The following is a 19,731-nucleotide window of genomic DNA, read 5'->3' as shown; positions in this document are numbered from 1 at the left end:
GTTGGCCGCCGGCGAGATGATCGTCGACGGCATTAGCATCGACGTAGCGCCCGGCAAGACGCTTGGCCTGCTTGGCCCCAATGGGTCGGGCAAATCCAGCCTGTTGCGTCTCATCTGTCGGCTGCGCAACGTCAAAAGCGGTGTCATTTCGCTGGGAAATACCGATATCGCCGCAATGTCCCGCCTCGATATTGCCCGCCGCGTCGCTTTCGTCGAGCAGCAGGCAACGACTGACGCGCAGGTGACCGTTCTCGACGTCGTGCGGCTCGGGCGCACGCCGCATCGCGGCCCGTTGTCACCCTGGGGGGCCGCGGACGATGCGGCGGTAAATGCCGCTCTTTTCCATGTCGGCATGCCCGGCCGCGCCGGACAGCTTTGGCATACGCTGTCCGGCGGCGAGCGCCAGCGCGTGCACATCGCCCGCGCACTGGCGCAGACACCGAGCGAACTGCTGCTTGACGAGCCGACGAACCATCTCGACATCCAACATCAATTGGAAATCCTCGGCCTGGTGGCGCGGCTGCCGGTGACCAGCATCGTTGCACTGCATGATCTCAATCTGGCAGCGATGTTCTGCGACAGCCTTGCCGTGTTGCACCAGGGCAAGGTCGTAGCCGCGGGCGCGCCGGAGGATATTCTGACGGAAAGGCTTATGGCCGAGGTTTTTGGCGTGCGCGCCCATATCGAACGCTCAGCCTATCACGGCCGGTACCATGTCCAGTATCGGATCGACTGATCGGCATCGCCTTCAAGGTCGTCGAGTATTGATACTGCCGCCGATTCAATCGCTTATGGATGTTCCATAAATCGCCTTACGTCTCAAAAGTTTGTAGCCGCAAAGTTGAAGTGCCCTGTTTCTGCAAAGTTGGAATGTCACACTGCCCGCGTTTTGATGACGTGGGAGATTGCGGATGGGATTGATTGCGATGAGCGAGCGCGATCTGCAGCGGATCGAGGTTTTGTCGAAGGTCATTGACAGCCGGATGACGATGGTGTCGGCGGCGCATGTTCTGGGCTTGAGCGAGCGCCAGGTGCGCCGGCTGCTGGAGCGGATCAGGACGACCGGTGCGGCGTCGATCCGGCACAAGGCGATCGGGCGTCCATCGAACAATCGGATCAGCGACGGCGTGCGCGATTATGCTGTTGCGATCGTACGCGAGCGCTATGCCGATTTCGGTCCGACCTTGGCAGCCGAGAAGCTTGCCGAGCGTGATGGGCTGACGGTGTCGCGCGAGACGTTGCGGCACTGGATGTCGCAGGCTGGCCTCTGGCTGTCGCGCAAGCAGCGTCGGACGTTTCATCAGCCGCGGCTGCGCCGGGAGGCCTATGGCGAACTGGTGCAGATCGATGGTTCGGAGCACCGCTGGTTCGAGGATCGCGGCGATCCGTGTTCGCTGCTGGTGTTCATCGACGATGCCACCGGCAAGCTGATGCAGTTGCGGTTCGTGCGATCGGAAAGTGCGTTCAGCTACTTCGAGGCGCTGGAGCTTTATTTGAGGGATCACGGTGCTCCTGTTGCCTTCTATTCCGATAAGCATTCGGTGTTCAGAGTGGCGAAGAAGGATGCCAAGGGTGGCCAAGGCATGACCCAGTTCGGGCGGGCGCTTTGTGAGCTAAACATCGAGATTCTTTGCGCAAATTCGAGCCAGGCCAAGGGCCGTGTCGAACGTGCGAACCGGACGTTGCAGGACCGCTTGATCAAGGATCTGCGGCTGGCGGAGGTCTCCGACATGGATAGAGGCAATGCCTTCCTGGCGGGCTTCATGGAGCGCCACAATGCGAAGTTTGCGCGCATCCCTGCCCGGCCCGATGATCTGCATCGGCCGGTGAATCTTGCGTCGGACCGGCTCAAGGACATTCTGTGCAAGCGTGAGCAACGCTACATCACGGCACAGCTGACCATTTCGTTCGAGCGCCAGCGGATCATGCTGGAGGAGACCGATGTCACCCGCGGGCTGGTCGGCCGCTATGTCGAGACCTATGCCTATGCGGATGGTCGGCTCGACGTGCGCTGGAAAGGCCATTCGCTGCCGTATCGGGTGTTCTACAAGGACCAGCGGGTGACGCATGCGGCGATCACCGAGAACAAGCGGCTTTCCGATGTGCTGGCCTACATCAAGGAGCGGCAGGATCAGCTGCCAACGCCGAAGGTCAAGACCAACAGCGAGAAGAACGGCTACAAGCCGCGCGGTCGAAAGCCGGGCCGGAAGACGGATTTCATGAACGATGCGGCGGCGATTGCCCGGCGTCAGCAGGCGCACTCCAAGCTTGATGCTGCGGAATGAAGTACCGGTCGAATAATCTCAAAGCTCAAGCCGATGGGTGCTTCTCACCCGCCCCTCCCTTCCCTTGCAACCCGGCCCAGCCGGTCCGGTCGGGGCTGGTCGTCGTGCCGTATGGCAGCGCCAAGTGACATTTTAACTTTGCGCCAGAGCGGACATTTCAACCTGGCTGCCACAAAGTTGAGTTGTAATAGGGCTTTATGCGATCAACTATCGAGTTACGGGTCTCCGGTTCGAATCCGCTCAAGGCGACCGAGCGAAACCATCGTCCTCATGGTCACGGGTACGAGTCCGGTTATGTGGACCATAGAATCGTTTGTCCAACCCGGAGACATAGGTGTGAAGCTGCACCACACATGACCCACTGGAGATTGAAATTCAACGCGTCTCGGCGACATCACTCGGCAGGCCTGCTCGTTTGCCCCTATCGACCTCTGTCTTCTTGACCAATCGTGCAGCGTATTCGGTGAGCAACCAATCTTGGCCGCGATCGATGAAACGGCCGCCCACCGTGAGGGATGTTCGGCTTCGTGATCCAGCACCATACGGATGGCACGGTCACGGACTTCAGGTGAAAATTTGTTCGTCGTTTTGCTCATATCGGCTCCAATCTCTCATGAGTTGAAGCCTCCGGCAAACCCGGTGCGATTCACTCTTGTCGAGCCGCCGATCCACAACTCGAATATAATAGGTCGTCTCGCCCCTTGGAACTGGATGCTGGCAGGATGCACGGGCATGACGGCCGAGGCGCTCCGGACGATGACGTTCGAGGAAATCGCACCGCATGCCCGGCTGATGGTCGCCCCAGGCTGCCGATATGTCTGCCCCCGTTGCCCGCCCGATATCCATCGAAAGGGTGCAGCGTTTCCCTGGAACTTCTGGTGTCGCGAGCACGACGCTCGGCTCGAGGCGCGCGGCGGCAGAAGATTGGAGGAGTGGCTGCCGGAAACGGTTCTGACGCTGCTCGATTTCAACGCTCGCGACGGCGCGATGCGGCTGGCGGACTGGGCGCGCGGAAGGGACGGCGGGGCGCCCTCCGTATCTGAACTGCTGGATTTCTTGACCACACGCCATCGCAGATCCTCGCCGCCGGCGCTGGCCGAGCAGCCGGTCCTGTCCTTGGCGGCCCGCAGGGCCAATCACGATTTCCTCACCCGTCCAATAGCCCGGCAAGCATTATTGGTCATCGTGCCGGAATATGACCGCGCCGCGCCCGTCCTTGCCAAGCCAGTGCGGGCCGGCCTGTTTTCGATGGCGCAGGGCTCTCTGCTGCAGAATTACGCCCTTGCCGTCGGCGTGGGACGGCTGTCCGCCGATCCCGTTGGCTATGCCGCTTCGGTGTTGTTGGCGAGCGACGGGGAGGGCGAGCCACTATGTTGATGCTCCTGCGGCGGCTCTTATCCCGCCCTTAGCGTGGCGCGAATTCCCGCTTTCCCGCGGAAGCGCGTCGCTATGCTGAAAGCTCCGATATGCTTCAATCACGCAGACTGATCTCAGAGATAAACGATTCACCGACTTGCATCCGGGCACTGAAGCGACCGCTTTCGATCGGCATTCACCTCCTGGATTGGCGAGCAGTATCCGTTTCTTGATCGTGATGTCATCGATGCGTTGATCGCGCGGGGCGCATCGTTGCTGGGTGTCGATACTTTCAATGTTGATACACGCGCCGATCCCGCCCGTCCCGCTCATTCGCTCCTTCTTGAGCGTGATATCCTGATCGTCGAGAACCTGCGCGATCTGCACCTCCTGCCAAAGGACGGCTTCCGGTTTTTCGCCATTCCCATCAAGGCCGTCGGCGCCGCCGCTATGACCGTTCGCGCCTTTGCCGATGCCCGACCTGAGAGATAGATGACGTTTTGTACCAGAGACATAGTCGTTAATTGTTCTGTCCAGTCGGACAAGATAGATTAATTTCCTCCGATGAAACGCGACAAGAATGGGCCAGCGCATCCAAGGTGAGCGAGACACCGCGTTGGTAAACCGCGTGGTAGACAGTTACTGCCTTTTCACCACGAAATGGCCTAGGTTGCTCCTGATTTTGCAATTTGAGGGTTACATCCTGGCCAAGACAATCCACTCCATGATCCGCGTTCTCCAGGAGCAGCGGTCGGTTGAATTCTACCATCAGGCTTTCGGTCTTGCGGTTGCCGAGCGGCTGGATTTTGAAACGTTCACACTGATCTATCTAAGCAATCAGGAAAGCGAATTCGAACTTGAGCTGACCGTCAACAAAGGCCGTTCCGAACCCTATGCGCTTGGCGACGGCTATGGCCATCTCGCCGTTTCGGTCGACGATCTCGACGCCGAGCACCAGCGCCTCGCTGGGCTCGGCTTCAATCCCGGCACGGTGGTGGACTTCAATCATCACGGCAAAAAGCTCGCCCGATTTTTCTTCATCAGCGATCCCGATGGCTACAAGATCGAAGTGTTGCAGCGTGGCGGGCGCTATCTCTAAGCTGCTGTCCGCACATGTTTGTAGACCGTCGTTCGCGACAGGCCGAGTTCACGCGCCGTGCGTGATATGTTCTTATCGGTCTTTTGGTAAACCGACCGGATTTCCTGACATTTGGCGCGGTTGAGCGGTCGGCCCCTGCATTCGTCGCAGCAGTCGCGAGAAAGGTCGGAGACGGGACCGGCCTCGTCGAAGCAGCTTTCGTCAATGTAGTCGGCGCGCCGGCGAACCAGTGCGCGCTGCAACACGGATCGGAGTTCGCGGATATTGCCAGGCCATTTCCGTTGCAGGAGGGTGGCGATTGCGGCATCGGTCACGGGTGTTCCGGGCGCCATTTTTTCCATCAGATGGCGGACGACACTGGCAAAATCAGACCGCGTTCGCAGCGCAGGCAGGCGGATAGCGAATGCGTTCAACCGGTAATAGAGGTCGGCCCGAAACTGTCTTTGCGCTACCATGTCCTCCAGATCGCGATTGGTCGCCGAGACGATCTGGATATCCACTTTCTGCGTCTTTTGGCCACCGACGGCACGGATTTCCATGGTGTCAAGGAAGCGCAGCAGCGATGTCTGCGCGGCAAGCGGTATATCGGCAACCTCGTCGAGAAATAGCGTGCCGCGATCAGCCAAGCGAGCCAAGCCGGGAGCGCCTTCCGCGCGCGCACTGGTGAATGCTCCGCGCTCGTGGCCGAAGATTTCCGCGGTGAACAATTCCTCCGGCACTGCGCCGCAATTGAACGCGATGAACTCCCCTTTGCGGCCACTCAGCCGGTGGACATGGCGGGCCATCAGCTCCTTGCCGGTGCCGGTCTCACCGGTAATGTGCACCGGCATACAAAGCAGCACCGCCTCGGCAAGATCGTTGAGCGACCGTTTGATCGCTGGATCGTCCGAGACGAAGTCCGGCGCGTCTTCTTTTCGCAGCAGCACCGGAATGGAAGGTGAAGAACGCTTCGGCATGGGCGTGCGGCGTTCGCCGATCTGGCGGCAAACCATGAAGACGCCGCTGCCCGCCCGGTCGCGGATGCGGATGACACCACCTTTCAGAAGGCCATCGACCGCCGGGCCGAAGCCCGCTTCGAACAGCATGTCGAAATGGCTGCCCGGCGCGGCGGACAGGCCGTTGAGGAATGCCTTGCCTGGGCGGTTGATCGACACGACCTCGCCGTCGAGCGACACGGAAATCAGCCCCGCGGAAAGCGTGTCGAGATATTCCACGCGTGGATGGAAGGCGAAGACGAAGCTTTTGGAATGGTCCTGATAAATAAGGCCGTTCTCGATCTGGGCGGCGGCCATGCGAACCAAAGCATGCGTATGCTCCTGCCGGGCCTCATGGGCGCACGATGCATCGAGCAGTCCAAGAATCTTGCCATCGGAATTGAAGATCGGTGCGGCCATGCAACTCAGATGGCTGTGGCAGGCGAAATAATGCTCGCGACCGTAGATCGCCACCGGCTGTTCGACCATGGCGGCGAGCCCCAGCGCATTTGTGCCACGCTCGCTTTCGCTCCACATGCTGCCGGGAATGATCGACCGCCCGGCCTCGCTAGCGGCGAAATGCTGGTCGCTGATCGTATCGAGCACGATGCCATCCGCATCGCCAAGGGCGATCATGAAATTCGAGCCGGCGATTTGTGAGTGCAGGAGTTGCATCTCTGCGAGCGCCAGCAGACGCATCGCGGCATTGGCCTCGCGGCGATGCTTTACGTCGGAAAATGCGACAACACTGTGCCGCGGCGTGCCCCGTGGGTCGAGGTCGATGTCACGGCATCGCTGCCAGCTGTCGGCAACGATCGGCTGCAGGGCACCGACAGGGAAGCGCTCGCCCTTTTCCAGCGCGTTGCGCGCGCGGTCCATTCCCGAAAGATGCTGCATGTCTCCTCCTCATGCATCATTTCCGCCAAGGTACCAGCATTGGGCAAGGCGGCGCAATAGACAGAAACTGTACAGTGTCGCTGTTCATAGCGTTCAACCGGTGAACATCTGTTGAGCGGACGATCTGGCTCATGTCACTGATAACGCAATAGAATTAGGTCTGGCGTAAGGCTTGCTTATTGACTCCTGCAACGGGCAAAAATCCGTCAATTGGAGGAGAAAAGGCATGAAGGCGCAAGTTCTAACCAAATACGACGACAACCTGACGGCGGACCAATGGGTTTCGCTGCAGGAAGTCGCCGATCCGGTCATAACCAAATCAACCGATGTCATCGTCAGGATCGGGGGAGCCGGTGTCTGCCGCACTGATCTCCACATCATCGAAGGGGTCTGGCGGCCGCATATGGATCCTGCCGGCAATAATCTCCTGCCGCTCATTATGGGTCATGAGAATGCTGGCTGGGTGGAGGCCATCGGCAAGGAAGTCGAAGGTATCAAGGTCGGAGATCCGGTGATCGTGCATCCCAAGATTTCCGGCGGTACCTGCCTAGCGTGCCGGCGCGGCTTCGACATGCATGGGCCGGGCAAGTTTCCGGGGCTGGATTGCAACGGTGGCTATTCCGAATATCTCTGCACATCGGAGCGCAACATCGTGCCGCTGCCGAAGACGCTGGCGCCGAAGGAGGTGGCACCTTACGCCGATGCTGGACTAACAGCTTACAGGGCCGTCAAGAAGGCGACGCGGCATCTGTTGCCGGGCGAGGCTTGTGTGGTCATCGGCGCGGGCGGGCTCGGCCATATCGGTGTGCAATGCCTCAAAGCGATGTGCGCGGCGGATGTGATCGTCGTCGACAAATCTGACGCTTCTCTGGCACTGGCCGCAAAGATCGGCGCCGACAAGACGGTGAAGGCGGACGGCAACGAGGTCGAGGCCGTTCTCGAACTGACGGGCGGTCAAGGCGCCGAGGCGGTCATTGATTTCGTCGGCGAGAAAGGCACGACGACCAAGGGGCTCGCCATGACTCGATCGATGGGCAGCTATTATGTCGTCGGCTACGGCGAGGACATCCGCGTGCCCACGGTCGACATGGTAATCACCGAAAAGAACATAATCGGCAATCTGGTCGGCACCTGGGCAGAGCTGACCGAACTGATGGCGCTGGCCGATCGCGGGCTCGTGGATCTGACCACCGTCGAATACCGGCTGGCCGATGCCAACCAGGCGCTCCGGGATCTGCGCGACGGCAAGATCCACGGTCGCGCCGTGCTCATTCCCTGATATGCCGGTCCAGCATGCATCCGCTCTCCGCCAGGTCAACCGGCGGGGAGCCTTTGCCGTAAGGCGACACATCGTGGGAGGAAGAGATATGATGTGCAGGGTGTTGACAGCGCAGAGCCCGCACCGATTCACGAAGATCAGCCGGTCGGTGCGCATTTCCGGACATTCAACCAGCATCCGGCTGGAGGCGGCGTTCTGGGACGCCCTCAAAGACATGGCGCAGATGGAAGGGCTTTCGACCGCCAAGCTGATATCGGCACTGTATGATGAAGCGTTGGCCCTGCCCGGCGGCATGTCGAATCTGGCGTCCGTACTGCGCACGGTTTGTCTGCTCTACTTGGAAGAGCGAAATACGCAGATCGTTTTCCGTCGCAACGCCTAAACCGAGATGGCAGCAGATGAACGCGCTGCCATCTCGGCATGCCGGATCGACTCCAATGCAATCAATTGGCTTTCCGCTCCGCCTCGAGGCGGCCCTCGGCGATCCATCGTGCGCCGAGCACCAGCGCGCCCATGCTGAAGTCCTTGCCGTGAGCCGCGATCATCTCTTCCGACAGTCTGGCAATTTTCTCGAAAAATGCGTCCTTGCTCTGTTCTTCAATGGTGCGTTCCGCCTGCATGATGTCCTCCGTTATCGGTTTTCAGGGTTGTTATTTGAAGATCTCGTTCGGAAAGGTGACGATGGCCGCATTGCCGAGCGCATCGCCCACAGCCAGATGGCGACCGTCTGTCGACCATTGCAGCGCCGTGACCGGACCGCCGGCATCCCGCACGATCAGTTCCTCGGGCGATCCGATAGGGGCTATGGCAATCCGGCCGTTCGGATAGCCGGCCGCAACCAGCGCCTTGACAGGATGGGCCGCGACGGCATCCACCATGACGAAGCCTCCGCGTCCCGTGGCGCGCGCGCCGGGCGGCGGTGCATCCATCGACCAGCCGGCGATGCGATAGGCGCCGGAGGCCAGCACCGTGTTGGCCACCGGGCTCCAGTCGAGCATTGCGACCGGTCCGGGAAAATCGCCGAGCATGATATGGTGCCCTGTGTCCGCGTTCAGCAGAACGAGCCCGCCGGTTTGAAGTCCGCAACCGAGCCACCGGCCATCCGCGCTCCATTCCAACGACAGCGGCGATGATGGAAGGGACATCTCGATCAGCGGGCCGGGGTCATCGGCAATGCGCCAAACGCTCAGGCTGCCCGAACAGGCCAGCGCGACCAGCCGGCCATCGCCGGCGATCGACACGATGGCCGGTTTCCGGTCACCAAGATCGATCTCGCGGATCGTGTCCGTCTCTCCCGATTGCAGGCGCAGGCGATGGGACACCGCCGCAGCGCTGAGACCCGTCGCGCGGCAATGATCGAAGGCGCAGATCGGGCCTTTGTCGGACAAAACCTTTGCCACGATCGCGCCGGTACGATCGACCCGCAGCAAATCGCCGCTGCGGGTTGCCGCGAGAAACGCTCCGTCCCGATGGGCCGAGAGCCTTGCACCCTCATGGATGCGCGTGCTGATCAACGGCGAGGGCTTGCCCAGCCGCGGCTGGATCGTCGTCTGGCCGTTGTCGATCACGATACGCGATTCCGGCGGTTCGTTGTCGCCGAGGCGGGCGAGCGCAACCGCGCCATCCACTGAGCCGATCGCCAGAAGCGTGTCGTCCTCGTTGAAACAGAGATGACGGACCGGTGCCTGGCGCTGCCAATTGCGGGCCAGAAGATCGAACAGGGTTACGTTCGGCATGGTCTGCTGGTTCATGTCATTCTCCCTTTGCGGTCGCGATCAGCTCGTCCAGGGCCGCGACCTTCCTTTCCGCCGCAGCGATATCCCCGGCGCAATCCGCCTGGGCCTTCCGCATCGCCGCAGCGTTGTTCTCCGTCTCAAGCAATTCCTGCGCCAGTTTCCCGTTGGCGGGATTGCGGAGGATTTCCATCTCGAGGCGTAGAATCTCCATTTCCATCCCGGCCGCCGCCTGCGTCAGCTTCAATGCTGTTGCGGTCAGCGCCGAGACGGTGGCGACGCGTTCGACGCGGCGCCTCATGAGATCGTCGGCGGCATTGTCTGTGCTGGTCATTGCAAATTCCCTGTCTCAACGGTGCGCGGCGTCGCCGGTCGCCGGCGCTTTCCAGGCTTCCAGAATGGTCGGTAGTTCCGGTAGCTGTGTTCTGAATTGATGTTCGGCCATCACCACATGGTCGCGAAGCTGATCCCAGACATCGACGCGGATCATCGTATCCCCCGTCAGTTGCTCCACCTCCTCAATGCGGAACTGCCGGGACAGCGATACGCCGGAGAAAACGAAATCGCGCAGCATCAGTGCATGCCGTTCGGCAAAGGCATGAATCATCGGGTGGGTGTCCTGGGTCACCCCGGTCGCGGCCAGTTCGGTCAGGATGAAATGCTGGAAATGGGTTTGCATCAGATGCTGACTTTCGCCCACGAAACGCAGGGCGAAAACGAGATCGCGCGGCATGAGCCGCGCCAGCGCTGTGCTGATATCTTCCCGGGGGCTCTCCGCCGAACCGGGGCCGTCATTGTCTGTCATGATTTCTCTTCCAGATAAAAACCATTGTCCATGGATTATAAAATATAGATAAGAAGAAAATTATGTCTAATTATATTCTCTCCGCATATGCAAGAAACTATGCTGCAGTTGCACATAATATAGAATGTTACATACTGTAATTTACAATTGTAAAATAACGTTACACATAACGGATATTCACCCTTTCCAATCGTTCCCAGCACTGCGTTTTCAAATTGGCACGGCCTTTGCATCGTCTATTCCATAAGAAGCCATCGCGTTTGCAGCGACGCCAGAAGAACGAAGGAATGGGGAGTTCGGTTTTAAACAGTCTGGAACGGGAGTGTCCGGATCGTTCCCCCCAAAAACCTTTGCCGTGATCCACTTGAATGGCCGGACCTTGGTCGCGCCTTTGGCGCAGCCCCATGCCTGCCGTTCCACCTTTCGCTCGCGGCGCTAACGGCGCCGTTCCAGCCGGGGCCGGGAAGGCCCGCGGTTCAAACACAGTGGAGGCTGATGACGATGTCGTCTTTGACGCTTAACAAGATCACCTCGCAGCGCGGTATTTCCGTTGGCGAGGCAACCAAGAAGATTTCCGACCTCGGTTGGAATCCCACCTACGTCCAGGAAGCGATGACGTTTCCGACCGACTACAAGATCACGAAGGCGCCGCGCGATCCGATGAAGCAGGTGCTGCGCTCCTATTTCCCCATGCAGGAGGAAAAGGACAACCGCGTCTACGGCGCGCTCGATGCCGCTCTTCGCGGCGACATGTTCCGCAACGTCCAGCCGCGCTGGGTCGAGTGGATGAAACTGTTCCTGGCCATCATTCCCTTTCCGGAAATTTCGGCGGCCCGCTCCATGGCGATGGTCGCCCGCATCGCGCCCGGCGAGGATCTGCGTACCGGCTTCACCATGCAGATGGTCGACGAGTTCCGTCATTCGACCATCCAGATGAACCTGAAAAAATGGTACATGGAAAACTATATCGATCCGGCGGGCTTCGACATTACGGAAGAGGCTTTCGGCAAGTGCTACGCCACGACCATCGGCCGCCAATTCGGCGAAGGCTTCATCACCGGCGACGTGATGACCTCAGCCTGCATGTACCTGACCGTGGTCGCGGAAACCGCCTTCACCAACACGTTGTTCGTGGCGATGCCTTCGGAAGCCGCCCGCAATGGCGACTATGCGCTGCCGACCGTGTTCCTGTCGGTGCAGTCCGATGAAAGCCGGCATATCGGCAACGGCCATTCTCTCCTGATGGCGGCGCTGAAGGAACCGGAAAACCATCTGCTCCTGGAGCGTGACCTGCGGTACGCCTTCTGGCAGAACCATGCGATCGTCGACGCAGCCATCGGCACCCTGATCGAATACGGCACGACCAACCGCGACAAGAACAAGGAATCCTATGCGGAAATGTGGCACCGCTGGATCTTCGAGGACTACTACCGCACCTACATGCTGCCGCTCGAAAAATACGGCATCAAGATCCATCATGACGATGTTCACGAAGCCTGGAACCGCATTACCAAGAAAAACTACGTCCACAAGGTGGCCCAGTTCTTCACGGTCGGCTGGCCGCTCAATTTCTGGCGGATCGAAGCCCAGACCGACAAGGACTTCGAATGGTTCGAACACAAATATCCGGGCTGGTACGCTGAATTCGGCGACTTCTGGAAATGGCACGCCAAGCTCAGCAAGCGCGGCGAGAAGATCATCACCTTCAACGAGGATGTCGGATACGTCTATCCGCACCGCTGCTGGAGTTGCCTGGTTCCCTGCCTGATCCGCGAGGACATGGTGGTCGACGAGATCGACGGGCAGATCCACACGTTTGCGCATGAACTGGACCGCTGGACCGCCGTCGAGGCGTTCTCGGATGAGTACCAGGGCCGGCCGACGCCCGCCATGGGCCGGTTCAGCGGCAAGCGCGAGTGGGAAACCGTCTATCACGGCTGGGATCTCGGCGAGGCGATGAAGGATCTGAACTTCATCCGCTCCGACGGCAAGACCCTTGTTCCGCAGCCGCACCTGAGCTTCGACGCCAAGGATATGTGGACCCTCGACGACGTTCGCGGCCACACCATCATGTCGCCGCTGACGCTGCTGCGCGAAATGACGCCTGCCGACCGCGAAAAGCACCTCGCCGAGTATCGCGCGGGCTTCACCGTGAACCCCTGCAACTAGGGCCAGACTGCTGCGGAGGCCTGAACCGGCCTCCGCAATTTCCGGAATGAGGCCGTTTCTTTTCGGAGGCACGGACAGGAATTGGGAGATTCTAGAATGGCTGAAGCTCAAAAAGCACATCAGACCGCCCATACGGTGCGACTTGAACCAGTCGGGGTCGAGTTCGAGGTCGAACATGGCGAGACCGTTTTGAATGCTGCATTTCGCCAGGGCATCGCGCTGCCGCACGGCTGCAAGGAAGGGCAATGTTCTGCCTGCAAATGCGTGCTGCTCGACGGTGAGGTCGACATGCTCAAATATTCGACCTTCGCGCTCAACGACATGGAGAAGGAATCCGGCCACATCCTGTTGTGCCGGTCGATCGCCTATTCCGACGTCGAGGTCGAACTTCTCAACTATGACGAGGAGGTTCTTGCGAAAGCGATTGCCGTCAAGACGTTCAAGGGCCGCATCTCCGCCAAGGAGAATTTGACCCACGACATACGCGGCATCGAAATCGAGCTCAACTCCCCGATGAAGTTCTGGGCGGGGCAATATGTCGACATCACAGTCACCACGGAAAAAGGGGAGACGATTACGCGCTCGTTCTCCATGGCAAATACGCCGCACGAAACCCAGAAACTCTCCTTCATCATCAAGAAATACCCTGAAGGAAAGTTCTCCGGAGAACTCGATTCCGGAGGAATCCGGGTCGGAGCCGAGGTCTCCGTCGTCGGACCTTACGGAACCTGTTTCCGGCGAGAAAACAGGGAAGGCGCCCTCGTTCTCGTAGGCGCGGGATCGGGCATGTCGCCGGTCTGGTCGATCCTCAACGACCACGTGATGAGTGGCGAGACGCGACCGGTCTATTTCTTCTATGGCGCGCGAACACCCGACGATCTTTTTCATCTCGACAAGATCGCCGACCTGGTGAGCCGGTATCCGGATGTCACCTTTATCCCCGTCCTGTCGCATGCCGAAGAGGGTGCCTGGGACGGCGAGCGGGGTTTCGTCCACCAGAACGTCGACGCCATCCTCAAACGACTTGGCATCGACGGCGAGGGAGACGTCTATGCCTGCGGCCCGCCGCCGATGATCGATGCGCTGCAGCCGGTTCTCTTCATGAACGGCTTCGAAATGGAGCGCATCTTCTTCGACAAGTTCACCACGTCATCCGGTGGAGGAACATCCGGCCACTGAGGTCGGATGCATCGGGGAACATACGCACAGCAATTGCAACAAGGGAGTGAGACATCATGACAGCCACAGCGACTTCAACTCGATCAGGCGCCGCGGGTTCGGCGGTCTTCGCCGATTCCGACAGCCGGAAATATCGATATTTCGACCCGAAAGGCCAGCGCGCCACCCATTACGAGGACGTGACGGTCGACGTCCAGCCGGACCCGGAACGCTATCTGATCCAGAACTGGATCATTTCCTTTGCCAACGGCAAGGGCGCCTATGTCAAGGACAACACGGCCGCCGAGAGTTCCAACTGGCACGCCTTCCGCGCGCCGGACCAGGAATGGGAGCGCACTCACTATCAGCGCCAGTCGAAGATCGAGACGATGGTGCAGAGCGTGATCACCAATGCCCGCCGGGCCGGTGCGCCGAAGTCCTTCGACAAGGTCTGGATCAAGGTTCTGCAGGCCCATCTGGGCGCCTGGAAACATGCCGAATTCGGCCTCGGCACGTCGTTGATGCAGGCGCAGCGCTACGGCTACACCCAAATGATCAACAACGCCACGCTGACCAATTCCTCCTACAAGCTGCGGCTTGCCCAGGACATCACGCTCTATCTCGCCGAGATCGGCATGGATATTCCAGGCTGGGACGACGAACTCGGCAAGAAGCACTGGCTGGAGGACAGCGTCTGGCAGGGCACCCGCGAAGCCATCGAGACGATCATGGGTGCAACCGACTATCTCGAACAGTATTTCGCGATCAACATCGTCTTCGAACCGTTGGTCGGCGAGCTGTTTCGCTCCGGCTTCCTGATGCAGGCTGCGGCCGCCAATCATGACTTCATCACGCCGCCGGTCGTCTCGGCCGCCGAAGCGGATTACGAACGCAATCTCGCCAACACGATCGACCTGATCTACCTGCTCGCCAACGACGAAAAGCACGGCGCGGCCAACCGCAAGCTTTTCCAGGGCTGGGTCGATAAGCATAGCGCACTCGCCGACAAGGCAGCCCTCGGCCTTCAGCCGATCTGGTCGATGCCGCATTCCAAGCCGATCTCGTTCCCCGACGTCCGCGCGCAGTCCGAAGAACGGATTGGCCAGATTCTCGGCGAACTCGGCCTGACACGCTAAACCCAGGAGCAACCAGAATGTCATCAATCGCACGCGACGCATCGCAGTCCAACATCTTCAAATCGATGAAGGACATCACCTTCGAACAGACGATTTCCCACCAGTGTGGCGTCACCATGAACGATTCGGTCGAGGCCCGCGCCATCGCCGAATTCATGGGCCTGAAACCCGGCGTCACCGTAACCTACGCCCCGGCGATGATCCGCATCGACGGAAACGGCAAGCTGATCTTCCGGATGGACGACATCAGCGAATATCTCGGCCGCGAAATGACCGCCGAGATCTTCGAGGTCAATACCTCTACCCATTACGGCCGCATGGTGCGCATCGACGACAACGAGGTCATTCTGTTCGGCGATATGGACGAGGTGTTCGCATACATCTGAGACGAGAGGACGAGCGGCGCGCCGTTGGAGCGGCGCGTCGGAGTTTCAATCATCCTAGTGGAGGAAAATATGTTCAAGACACCGGAAGGCAAGGAAATCTTCATCGTCGACGGCCACACCCATTTCTGGGACGGCAGCCCCGAAAACCAGCGCAATATCCACGGCAAACAGTTCGTCGAGTGCTTCTACGCCTACCACACGGCACTGAGCCCGAAGGAACAGCTCTGGGAGAAGAGCAAGTTCGAAAAATACAGTGCCGACGATCTCTATCACGACCTGTTCATCGACGGCCCGGACGATGTGGCGATCGTTCAGTCGACCTATCTCAAGGATTTCTACAAGAACGGCTTCAACACCGTCGAGCGGAATTCGGAGATGGCCAATCGCTATCCCGAGCGTTTCATCGTCAACGGGTCGTTCGACCCGCGCGACGGCGACAAGGCGCTGGAATACATCCACTGGATGAAGGAGACCTACGACATCAAGGGCGTGAAGATGTACACGGCCGAGTGGAACGGGGCCTCGAAGGGCTGGAGGCTCAACGATCCGGCGGCCTACAAGTGTTTCGAGCTTTGCGAAAAGCTCGGCATCAAGAACGTCCATGTTCACAAGGGACCGACCATCTTGCCGCTGAACAAGGATGCTTTCGACGTTCACGACGTCGATTATGCCGCGACCGATTTCCAGAATCTCAACTGGATCGTTGAACATTGCGGCTTGCCAAGGCTCGACGATTTCTGCTGGATCGCCGTGCAGGAAACCAATGTCTATGGCGGTCTTGCCGTCGCGCTGCCCTTCATCCACTCACGGCCGCGTTATTTCGCCGAGGTGATTTCCGAACTGCTGTTCTGGGCCGGTCCGGACAAGATCCTCTTCGGGTCTGATTACGCGATCTGGACACCGCGCTGGCTGGTCGAGAAATTCTGGGCGTTCGAACTGCCGGAGGATATCGCCAAGGAACGCGGCGTCGAGCTGACCCATGAGATCAAGGAGAAGATCCTCGGCCTCAACGCAGCAAGGCTCTACGATATCGATGTCGCGGCCAAGAAGGCGGCTCTCGCCGCGTCGCCGTTCAGCGTCGCGGCGGAGTGAAGGCGATGAAAACCGCCACTCAGTCAGAAAGCCGTCAGGGGGAACTCTGGCGGCGTTTGGAAGGCGTCAACGATCCGGAACTGGACGAGCCCGTGACGGACATGGGCTTTATCGAGCACGCGGAGATTGCGGCCGATGGCCGGGTCGATGTCGGCTTTCGCCTGCCGACATACTGGTGTTCGCCGAACTTCGCCTTCCTGATGCTCGACGATGTCCGGTCGGCCCTTGAGGCCCTGTCCTGGTCGCCCAAATACCATATCACCCTGCACGACCATATGTTTGCCGAGGAGGTCAACAAGGGTATCGCGGACGGTAAGAGTTTCAAGGAGATTTTCGGATCGCTTGCGGAGGATGCCGATCTTGAGGATCTGCGAGAGAAGTTCCGGGTAAAGGCCTTCAAGCGCCGCCAGGAAGCGGTGATCTTCGATCTTCGCGCAATGGGGATGACGGACAGCGACATCGTCGCCATGACGTGTGCCACTTTCGAAGCCTATGCGTTCGGCAGCGAAGAGGCGGCGAAGCAGAAGGCACGCTACCGCGAGGCATGGTTCTGGCGGTTTCCGAATCTGTCGTCGAATGCCGCCATGATCGTCGATCACGAAGGCGGACGGATCGCGCCGGAGGCGCTGTCTACACATCTTGCCGAACTGCGTAGCGTGCGGATCAACATGGAGTTCAACGGCGCGCTATGCCGGGGGCTCAAACAAACGCGTTACAAGGAAATGGAAATGATCGATGGTGAGCCGACGCTTGTCGATTTCATCATCGGCCGGGTTCCAGGAACCGAAATGCGGCCGCATTCCAACCGGTAAACACAACGGCCTTCCCGAAAGAGGCCCCAAATCAACAAACCGCCCGTCAGGCGGAAGGAGGAACTATGTCCAAATTGATGTTGCACAATTCCGAAGCGCGGCGCGCGCTCGCCCGGGGCGTTGCCAGATTGGCGGCCGCCGTCGAACCTACCCTTGGTCCAAGAGGGATGAATGCGATGATCGACCGGCCGCTTGGAACACCGATGGTCACCCGCGACGGCGTCAGCATTGCATCCGAAATCGAGCTGCACGACCGGTTCGAAAATATGGGCGCGCAGGTGGTGCGCGAGGTCTCCATGCAGACCAACGAGGTTGCCGGCGACGGTACCACGACTGCCATCGTGCTGGCCAATGCGCTGGTGCAGGGAGGCGTCGCTGCCAATGAGCGCGGGGTGAAATCCGTCGATCTGTGCAAGGGCATCGATCTTGCCGTCGACAAGGTGGTCGAGGGGCTGAAGGCCGGCGCCAAACCCGCCAAGGGCAATGGCAAGCTTGCCGCCGTCGCCAATATCGCCGCCACAGATTCAAAGCTCGGCGCGCTGGTCGCTGAGGCCTATGAGCGCGTCGGCGCCGACGGCATCATCACCACCGATTTCAGCGTGACCACCGAAACGACGCTGGATGTGGTCGAGGGCATGTCCTTCGAGCGCGGCTATCTCTCCCATCACATGGTCACCAATCAGGAGAAGATGGAGGCCGTGCTCGAACGCCCGCTGATCCTTTTGACCGACCTGAAGATCCGGGAACCGTCGTCGCTTGACGCGGTGCGCCGTCTCGCCGACGATGCGGGCCGTCCGCTGTTGATCGTGGCCGAGGACGTTTCCCCGGAAGCGGTGGTGACATTGCTTGGCAAGCATGAAACAGGGAAATACCTGATCGTGCATCCGCCGGAATATGGTCATTGGCGCAAGGCGATGCTTGAGGATCTGGCGATCCTGACTGGTGGCCGGGTGATCGCCCGCGATCTCGGCGGACGCATCGAAGACGTGGCGGTCGAAGATCTGGGTTCGGCCGAACGGGTCCGAACGAGTTCGACTTATACGACGATCGTCCGCGGTGGCGGCGATTCGGCTGCGATCGCGGCGCGCAAGGCGCAGGTGCAGCGGCAATATGAAGTCGCGCCGCCCAACATCGAGCAGGACAAGCTGCGCGAACGGTTGGCCAAGCTGTCGGGCGGAACGGCCGTGCTCTATGCCGGCGGAGTCACGCCGGTCGAGCAGAAGCGTACGATCCAGTTGATCGAGGATTCGCTGCATGCGGTGCGTGCCGCAGCCGAGGAAGGCGTGGTGGCAGGCGGGGGTTCGGCGCTGGCCCAGATCGCGCCGGTGCTCGATGCCCTGATCGCGGCGGCCGACTACGATGTCGCCGAGGGGATCCGCCTCGTGCAATCGGTGCTTACGCGGCCGCTGTGGCGTATCGCGACCAATGCCGGTCGCGATCCCGATGCGATCATCGCCGAGGTCACCCGCGTCAACAGCGGTTACGGGTTCAACGCCTCGCTCGGCAAATACGAAAACATGATCGATGCCGGGATCATCGATCCGGTGCGCGTGACCTATACTGCGCTGCGAAACGCAGCCTCGGTCGCCAAGCTCATCCTGACGACGGAAACACTGATCGGCGATCTTGCCGAACACGAGGATCCGACGGCCGGACCGGCACTTGGCGGCGGCGCGGAGAAGCTTGGCCGCGCCTGAACGCAATCTCGACATTCGGCCGGCCGCCGGCACCAACCCTTACTTACCCCTCGCGGCCGGGCGGGGAGTAGAACATCTTGGGAGAGAAGAGAGAATGAACAAATATGTGTGTGAGTTCATCGGCACGTTTGCGCTGGTGTTTTTCGGTTGTGCCACGGTCATCTTCATGCGGTCCGAAGTCGGCCTGCTCGGCGTGGCATTTGCGTTTGGCCTGACGGTCGTTGCGATGGCCTATTCCATCGGCTCGTTTCCGGTGCCCATCTTAATCCTGCCGTCAGCCTTGGATTCTTCTGCAGCGGTCGACTAAGGCCCGCCGATCTCGCGGCCTATATCATCGCCCAATGCCTTGGTGCGATCTTGGCGGCGGGTGCGCTCTACATCATCGCCGAGGGCAAGGCCGGAGGGTACGACGTGGCAGCCAACGGATTTGCTCAGAACGGCTGGTCCGGCTATTCCATGCTTTCGGCTTTCCTGTTCGAACTGGTCGCGACCTTCATCTTCCTCATTGTTATCCTGCGGGCGACCGCGACCGACGGTGCCGGCGTGCTGGCGGGTCTGGCGATCGGCCTGACCCTCGTCGCCATCCATCTCGCCGGGATCACGGTCTCAGGCGCCTCGGTCAATCCTGCCCGTTCGCTCGGGCCGGCACTTTTTGCCGGCGGTTCGGCGCTCTCCCAGCTCTGGCTCTATGTCCTTGCACCGTGCATGGGTGCCGCAGCCGCGGGCATCCTCTGGCGTTCGGGCACGTTCGAAGTCATCGAGGCAGCCGCGTAGCCTTCGTGATGCCGGCTGGAAAGCCAACGCTTACCAAGAACCCATGGCATTCGCGCCATGGGTTCTTGCCGCTCCGTTG

General features: G+C 60.0%; 19 protein-coding genes and 2 pseudogenes. 14 read left to right on the top strand and 7 right to left on the bottom strand.

The window, feature by feature from the left end:
• The first annotated feature begins 16 nt into the window (after nt 1-16).
• Both ACSQ3F_RS28440 and ACSQ3F_RS28435 read left to right on the top strand, forming a co-directional pair.
• On the top strand, nt 17-736 hold the full coding sequence (locus ACSQ3F_RS28440; RefSeq protein ID WP_436103530.1) for an ABC transporter ATP-binding protein: 720 nt from the start codon (nt 17-19) through the stop codon (nt 734-736).
• Nucleotides 737-911: 175 nt separating this feature from the next.
• Nucleotides 912-2,285 carry an ISNCY family transposase gene (locus ACSQ3F_RS28435; protein ID WP_436103493.1) on the top strand — a complete coding sequence of 458 codons (1,374 nt, stop codon included), beginning with the start codon at nt 912-914 and terminating at the stop codon, nt 2,283-2,285.
• A gap of 384 nt (nt 2,286-2,669) precedes the next feature.
• On the opposite strand, the pseudogene ACSQ3F_RS28430 reads toward ACSQ3F_RS28435, so the two are convergent.
• Nucleotides 2,670-2,881, bottom strand: a pseudogene (locus ACSQ3F_RS28430) (transposase); the annotation flags it as partial.
• Nucleotides 2,882-3,017: 136 nt separating this feature from the next.
• On the opposite strand from ACSQ3F_RS28430, the gene ACSQ3F_RS28425 reads away from it, so the two are divergent.
• Nucleotides 3,018-3,662, top strand: coding sequence for a hypothetical protein (locus ACSQ3F_RS28425; RefSeq protein WP_436103492.1), 645 nt, complete (start codon nt 3,018-3,020; stop codon nt 3,660-3,662).
• Here ACSQ3F_RS28425 and ACSQ3F_RS28420 read toward each other — a convergent pair.
• The gene (locus tag ACSQ3F_RS28420) at nt 3,654-4,235 is read right to left on the bottom strand and encodes a hypothetical protein (RefSeq protein ID WP_436103491.1); all 582 of its coding nucleotides are present in this window, start codon (nt 4,233-4,235) and stop codon (nt 3,654-3,656) included. The two genes, ACSQ3F_RS28425 and ACSQ3F_RS28420, sit on opposite strands and share 9 nt — an antisense overlap.
• A gap of 109 nt (nt 4,236-4,344) precedes the next feature.
• Between ACSQ3F_RS28420 and ACSQ3F_RS28415 the strand changes: the two genes are divergently transcribed.
• On the top strand, nt 4,345-4,740 hold the full coding sequence (locus ACSQ3F_RS28415; RefSeq protein WP_436103529.1) for a VOC family protein: 396 nt from the start codon (nt 4,345-4,347) through the stop codon (nt 4,738-4,740).
• Here the strand turns inward: ACSQ3F_RS28415 and ACSQ3F_RS28410 are convergent.
• Nucleotides 4,737-6,611, bottom strand: a complete 1,875-nt coding sequence (locus ACSQ3F_RS28410; RefSeq protein WP_436103490.1) for a sigma-54-dependent Fis family transcriptional regulator — start codon at nt 6,609-6,611, stop codon at nt 4,737-4,739. The genes ACSQ3F_RS28415 and ACSQ3F_RS28410 overlap by 4 nt on opposite strands.
• 226 nt (nt 6,612-6,837) lie before the next feature.
• Between ACSQ3F_RS28410 and ACSQ3F_RS28405 the strand changes: the two genes are divergently transcribed.
• Entirely contained in the window at nt 6,838-7,890 is a 1,053-nt protein-coding gene (locus ACSQ3F_RS28405; protein WP_436103489.1) for an NAD(P)-dependent alcohol dehydrogenase, read from the top strand.
• Between the two features lie 100 nt (nt 7,891-7,990).
• The gene (locus ACSQ3F_RS28400; RefSeq protein ID WP_436103488.1) at nt 7,991-8,272 is read left to right on the top strand and encodes a ribbon-helix-helix domain-containing protein; all 282 of its coding nucleotides are present in this window, start codon (nt 7,991-7,993) and stop codon (nt 8,270-8,272) included.
• A gap of 61 nt (nt 8,273-8,333) precedes the next feature.
• Here the strand turns inward: ACSQ3F_RS28400 and ACSQ3F_RS28395 are convergent, their stop codons facing one another.
• From ACSQ3F_RS28395 to ACSQ3F_RS28380, 4 genes are read right to left on the bottom strand one after another with little or no spacing between them, the layout of a single operon-like run.
• Nucleotides 8,334-8,510 (bottom strand): hypothetical protein, encoded by a 177-nt coding sequence (locus tag ACSQ3F_RS28395; RefSeq protein ID WP_436103487.1) that lies wholly within the window; start codon nt 8,508-8,510, stop codon nt 8,334-8,336.
• Between the two features lie 30 nt (nt 8,511-8,540).
• Nucleotides 8,541-9,641, bottom strand: a complete 1,101-nt coding sequence (locus tag ACSQ3F_RS28390; RefSeq protein WP_436103486.1) for a WD40 repeat domain-containing protein — start codon at nt 9,639-9,641, stop codon at nt 8,541-8,543.
• A 1-nt stretch (nt 9,642) separates the two neighbouring features.
• Nucleotides 9,643-9,957 (bottom strand): hypothetical protein, encoded by a 315-nt coding sequence (locus ACSQ3F_RS28385; protein WP_436103485.1) that lies wholly within the window; start codon nt 9,955-9,957, stop codon nt 9,643-9,645.
• 15 nt (nt 9,958-9,972) lie between these two features.
• Nucleotides 9,973-10,428 carry a hypothetical protein gene (locus ACSQ3F_RS28380; protein WP_436103484.1) on the bottom strand — a complete coding sequence of 152 codons (456 nt, stop codon included), beginning with the start codon at nt 10,426-10,428 and terminating at the stop codon, nt 9,973-9,975.
• Nucleotides 10,429-10,923: 495 nt separating this feature from the next.
• On the opposite strand from ACSQ3F_RS28380, the gene ACSQ3F_RS28375 reads away from it, so the two are divergent.
• From ACSQ3F_RS28375 to ACSQ3F_RS28340, 8 genes and pseudogenes are all read left to right on the top strand, one after another.
• The gene (locus tag ACSQ3F_RS28375; RefSeq protein WP_436103483.1) at nt 10,924-12,597 is read left to right on the top strand and encodes an aromatic/alkene/methane monooxygenase hydroxylase/oxygenase subunit alpha; all 1,674 of its coding nucleotides are present in this window, start codon (nt 10,924-10,926) and stop codon (nt 12,595-12,597) included.
• Between the two features lie 96 nt (nt 12,598-12,693).
• The gene (locus tag ACSQ3F_RS28370; RefSeq protein WP_436103482.1) at nt 12,694-13,776 is read left to right on the top strand and encodes an NADH:ubiquinone reductase (Na(+)-transporting) subunit F; all 1,083 of its coding nucleotides are present in this window, start codon (nt 12,694-12,696) and stop codon (nt 13,774-13,776) included.
• Between the two features lie 56 nt (nt 13,777-13,832).
• Nucleotides 13,833-14,891, top strand: coding sequence for an aromatic/alkene monooxygenase hydroxylase subunit beta (locus ACSQ3F_RS28365; RefSeq protein ID WP_436103481.1), 1,059 nt, complete (start codon nt 13,833-13,835; stop codon nt 14,889-14,891).
• Between the two features lie 17 nt (nt 14,892-14,908).
• A complete protein-coding gene (locus ACSQ3F_RS28360; RefSeq protein ID WP_436103480.1) occupies nt 14,909-15,277 on the top strand; it encodes an MmoB/DmpM family protein in 369 nt (122 codons plus the stop codon).
• Between the two features lie 69 nt (nt 15,278-15,346).
• Nucleotides 15,347-16,369: an amidohydrolase family protein gene (locus tag ACSQ3F_RS28355; protein WP_436103479.1), complete on the top strand. Its 1,023-nt coding sequence runs from the start codon at nt 15,347-15,349 to the stop codon at nt 16,367-16,369.
• Between the two features lie 5 nt (nt 16,370-16,374).
• The gene (locus ACSQ3F_RS28350; protein ID WP_436103478.1) at nt 16,375-17,181 is read left to right on the top strand and encodes an iron-sulfur cluster assembly protein; all 807 of its coding nucleotides are present in this window, start codon (nt 16,375-16,377) and stop codon (nt 17,179-17,181) included.
• 65 nt (nt 17,182-17,246) lie between these two features.
• The gene (locus ACSQ3F_RS28345; protein ID WP_436103477.1) at nt 17,247-18,878 is read left to right on the top strand and encodes a molecular chaperone GroEL; all 1,632 of its coding nucleotides are present in this window, start codon (nt 17,247-17,249) and stop codon (nt 18,876-18,878) included.
• A gap of 94 nt (nt 18,879-18,972) precedes the next feature.
• Nucleotides 18,973-19,652, top strand: a pseudogene (locus ACSQ3F_RS28340) (MIP family channel protein).
• Nucleotides 19,653-19,731: the final 79 nt, after the last annotated feature.

Source organism: Pararhizobium sp. LjRoot238, assembly GCF_964252955.1.
Taxonomy (GTDB): Bacteria; Pseudomonadota; Alphaproteobacteria; order Rhizobiales; family Rhizobiaceae; genus Pararhizobium.
Note: the sequence above shows the minus strand (reverse complement) of the source record. Positions and strands in the feature narration are given on the sequence as shown.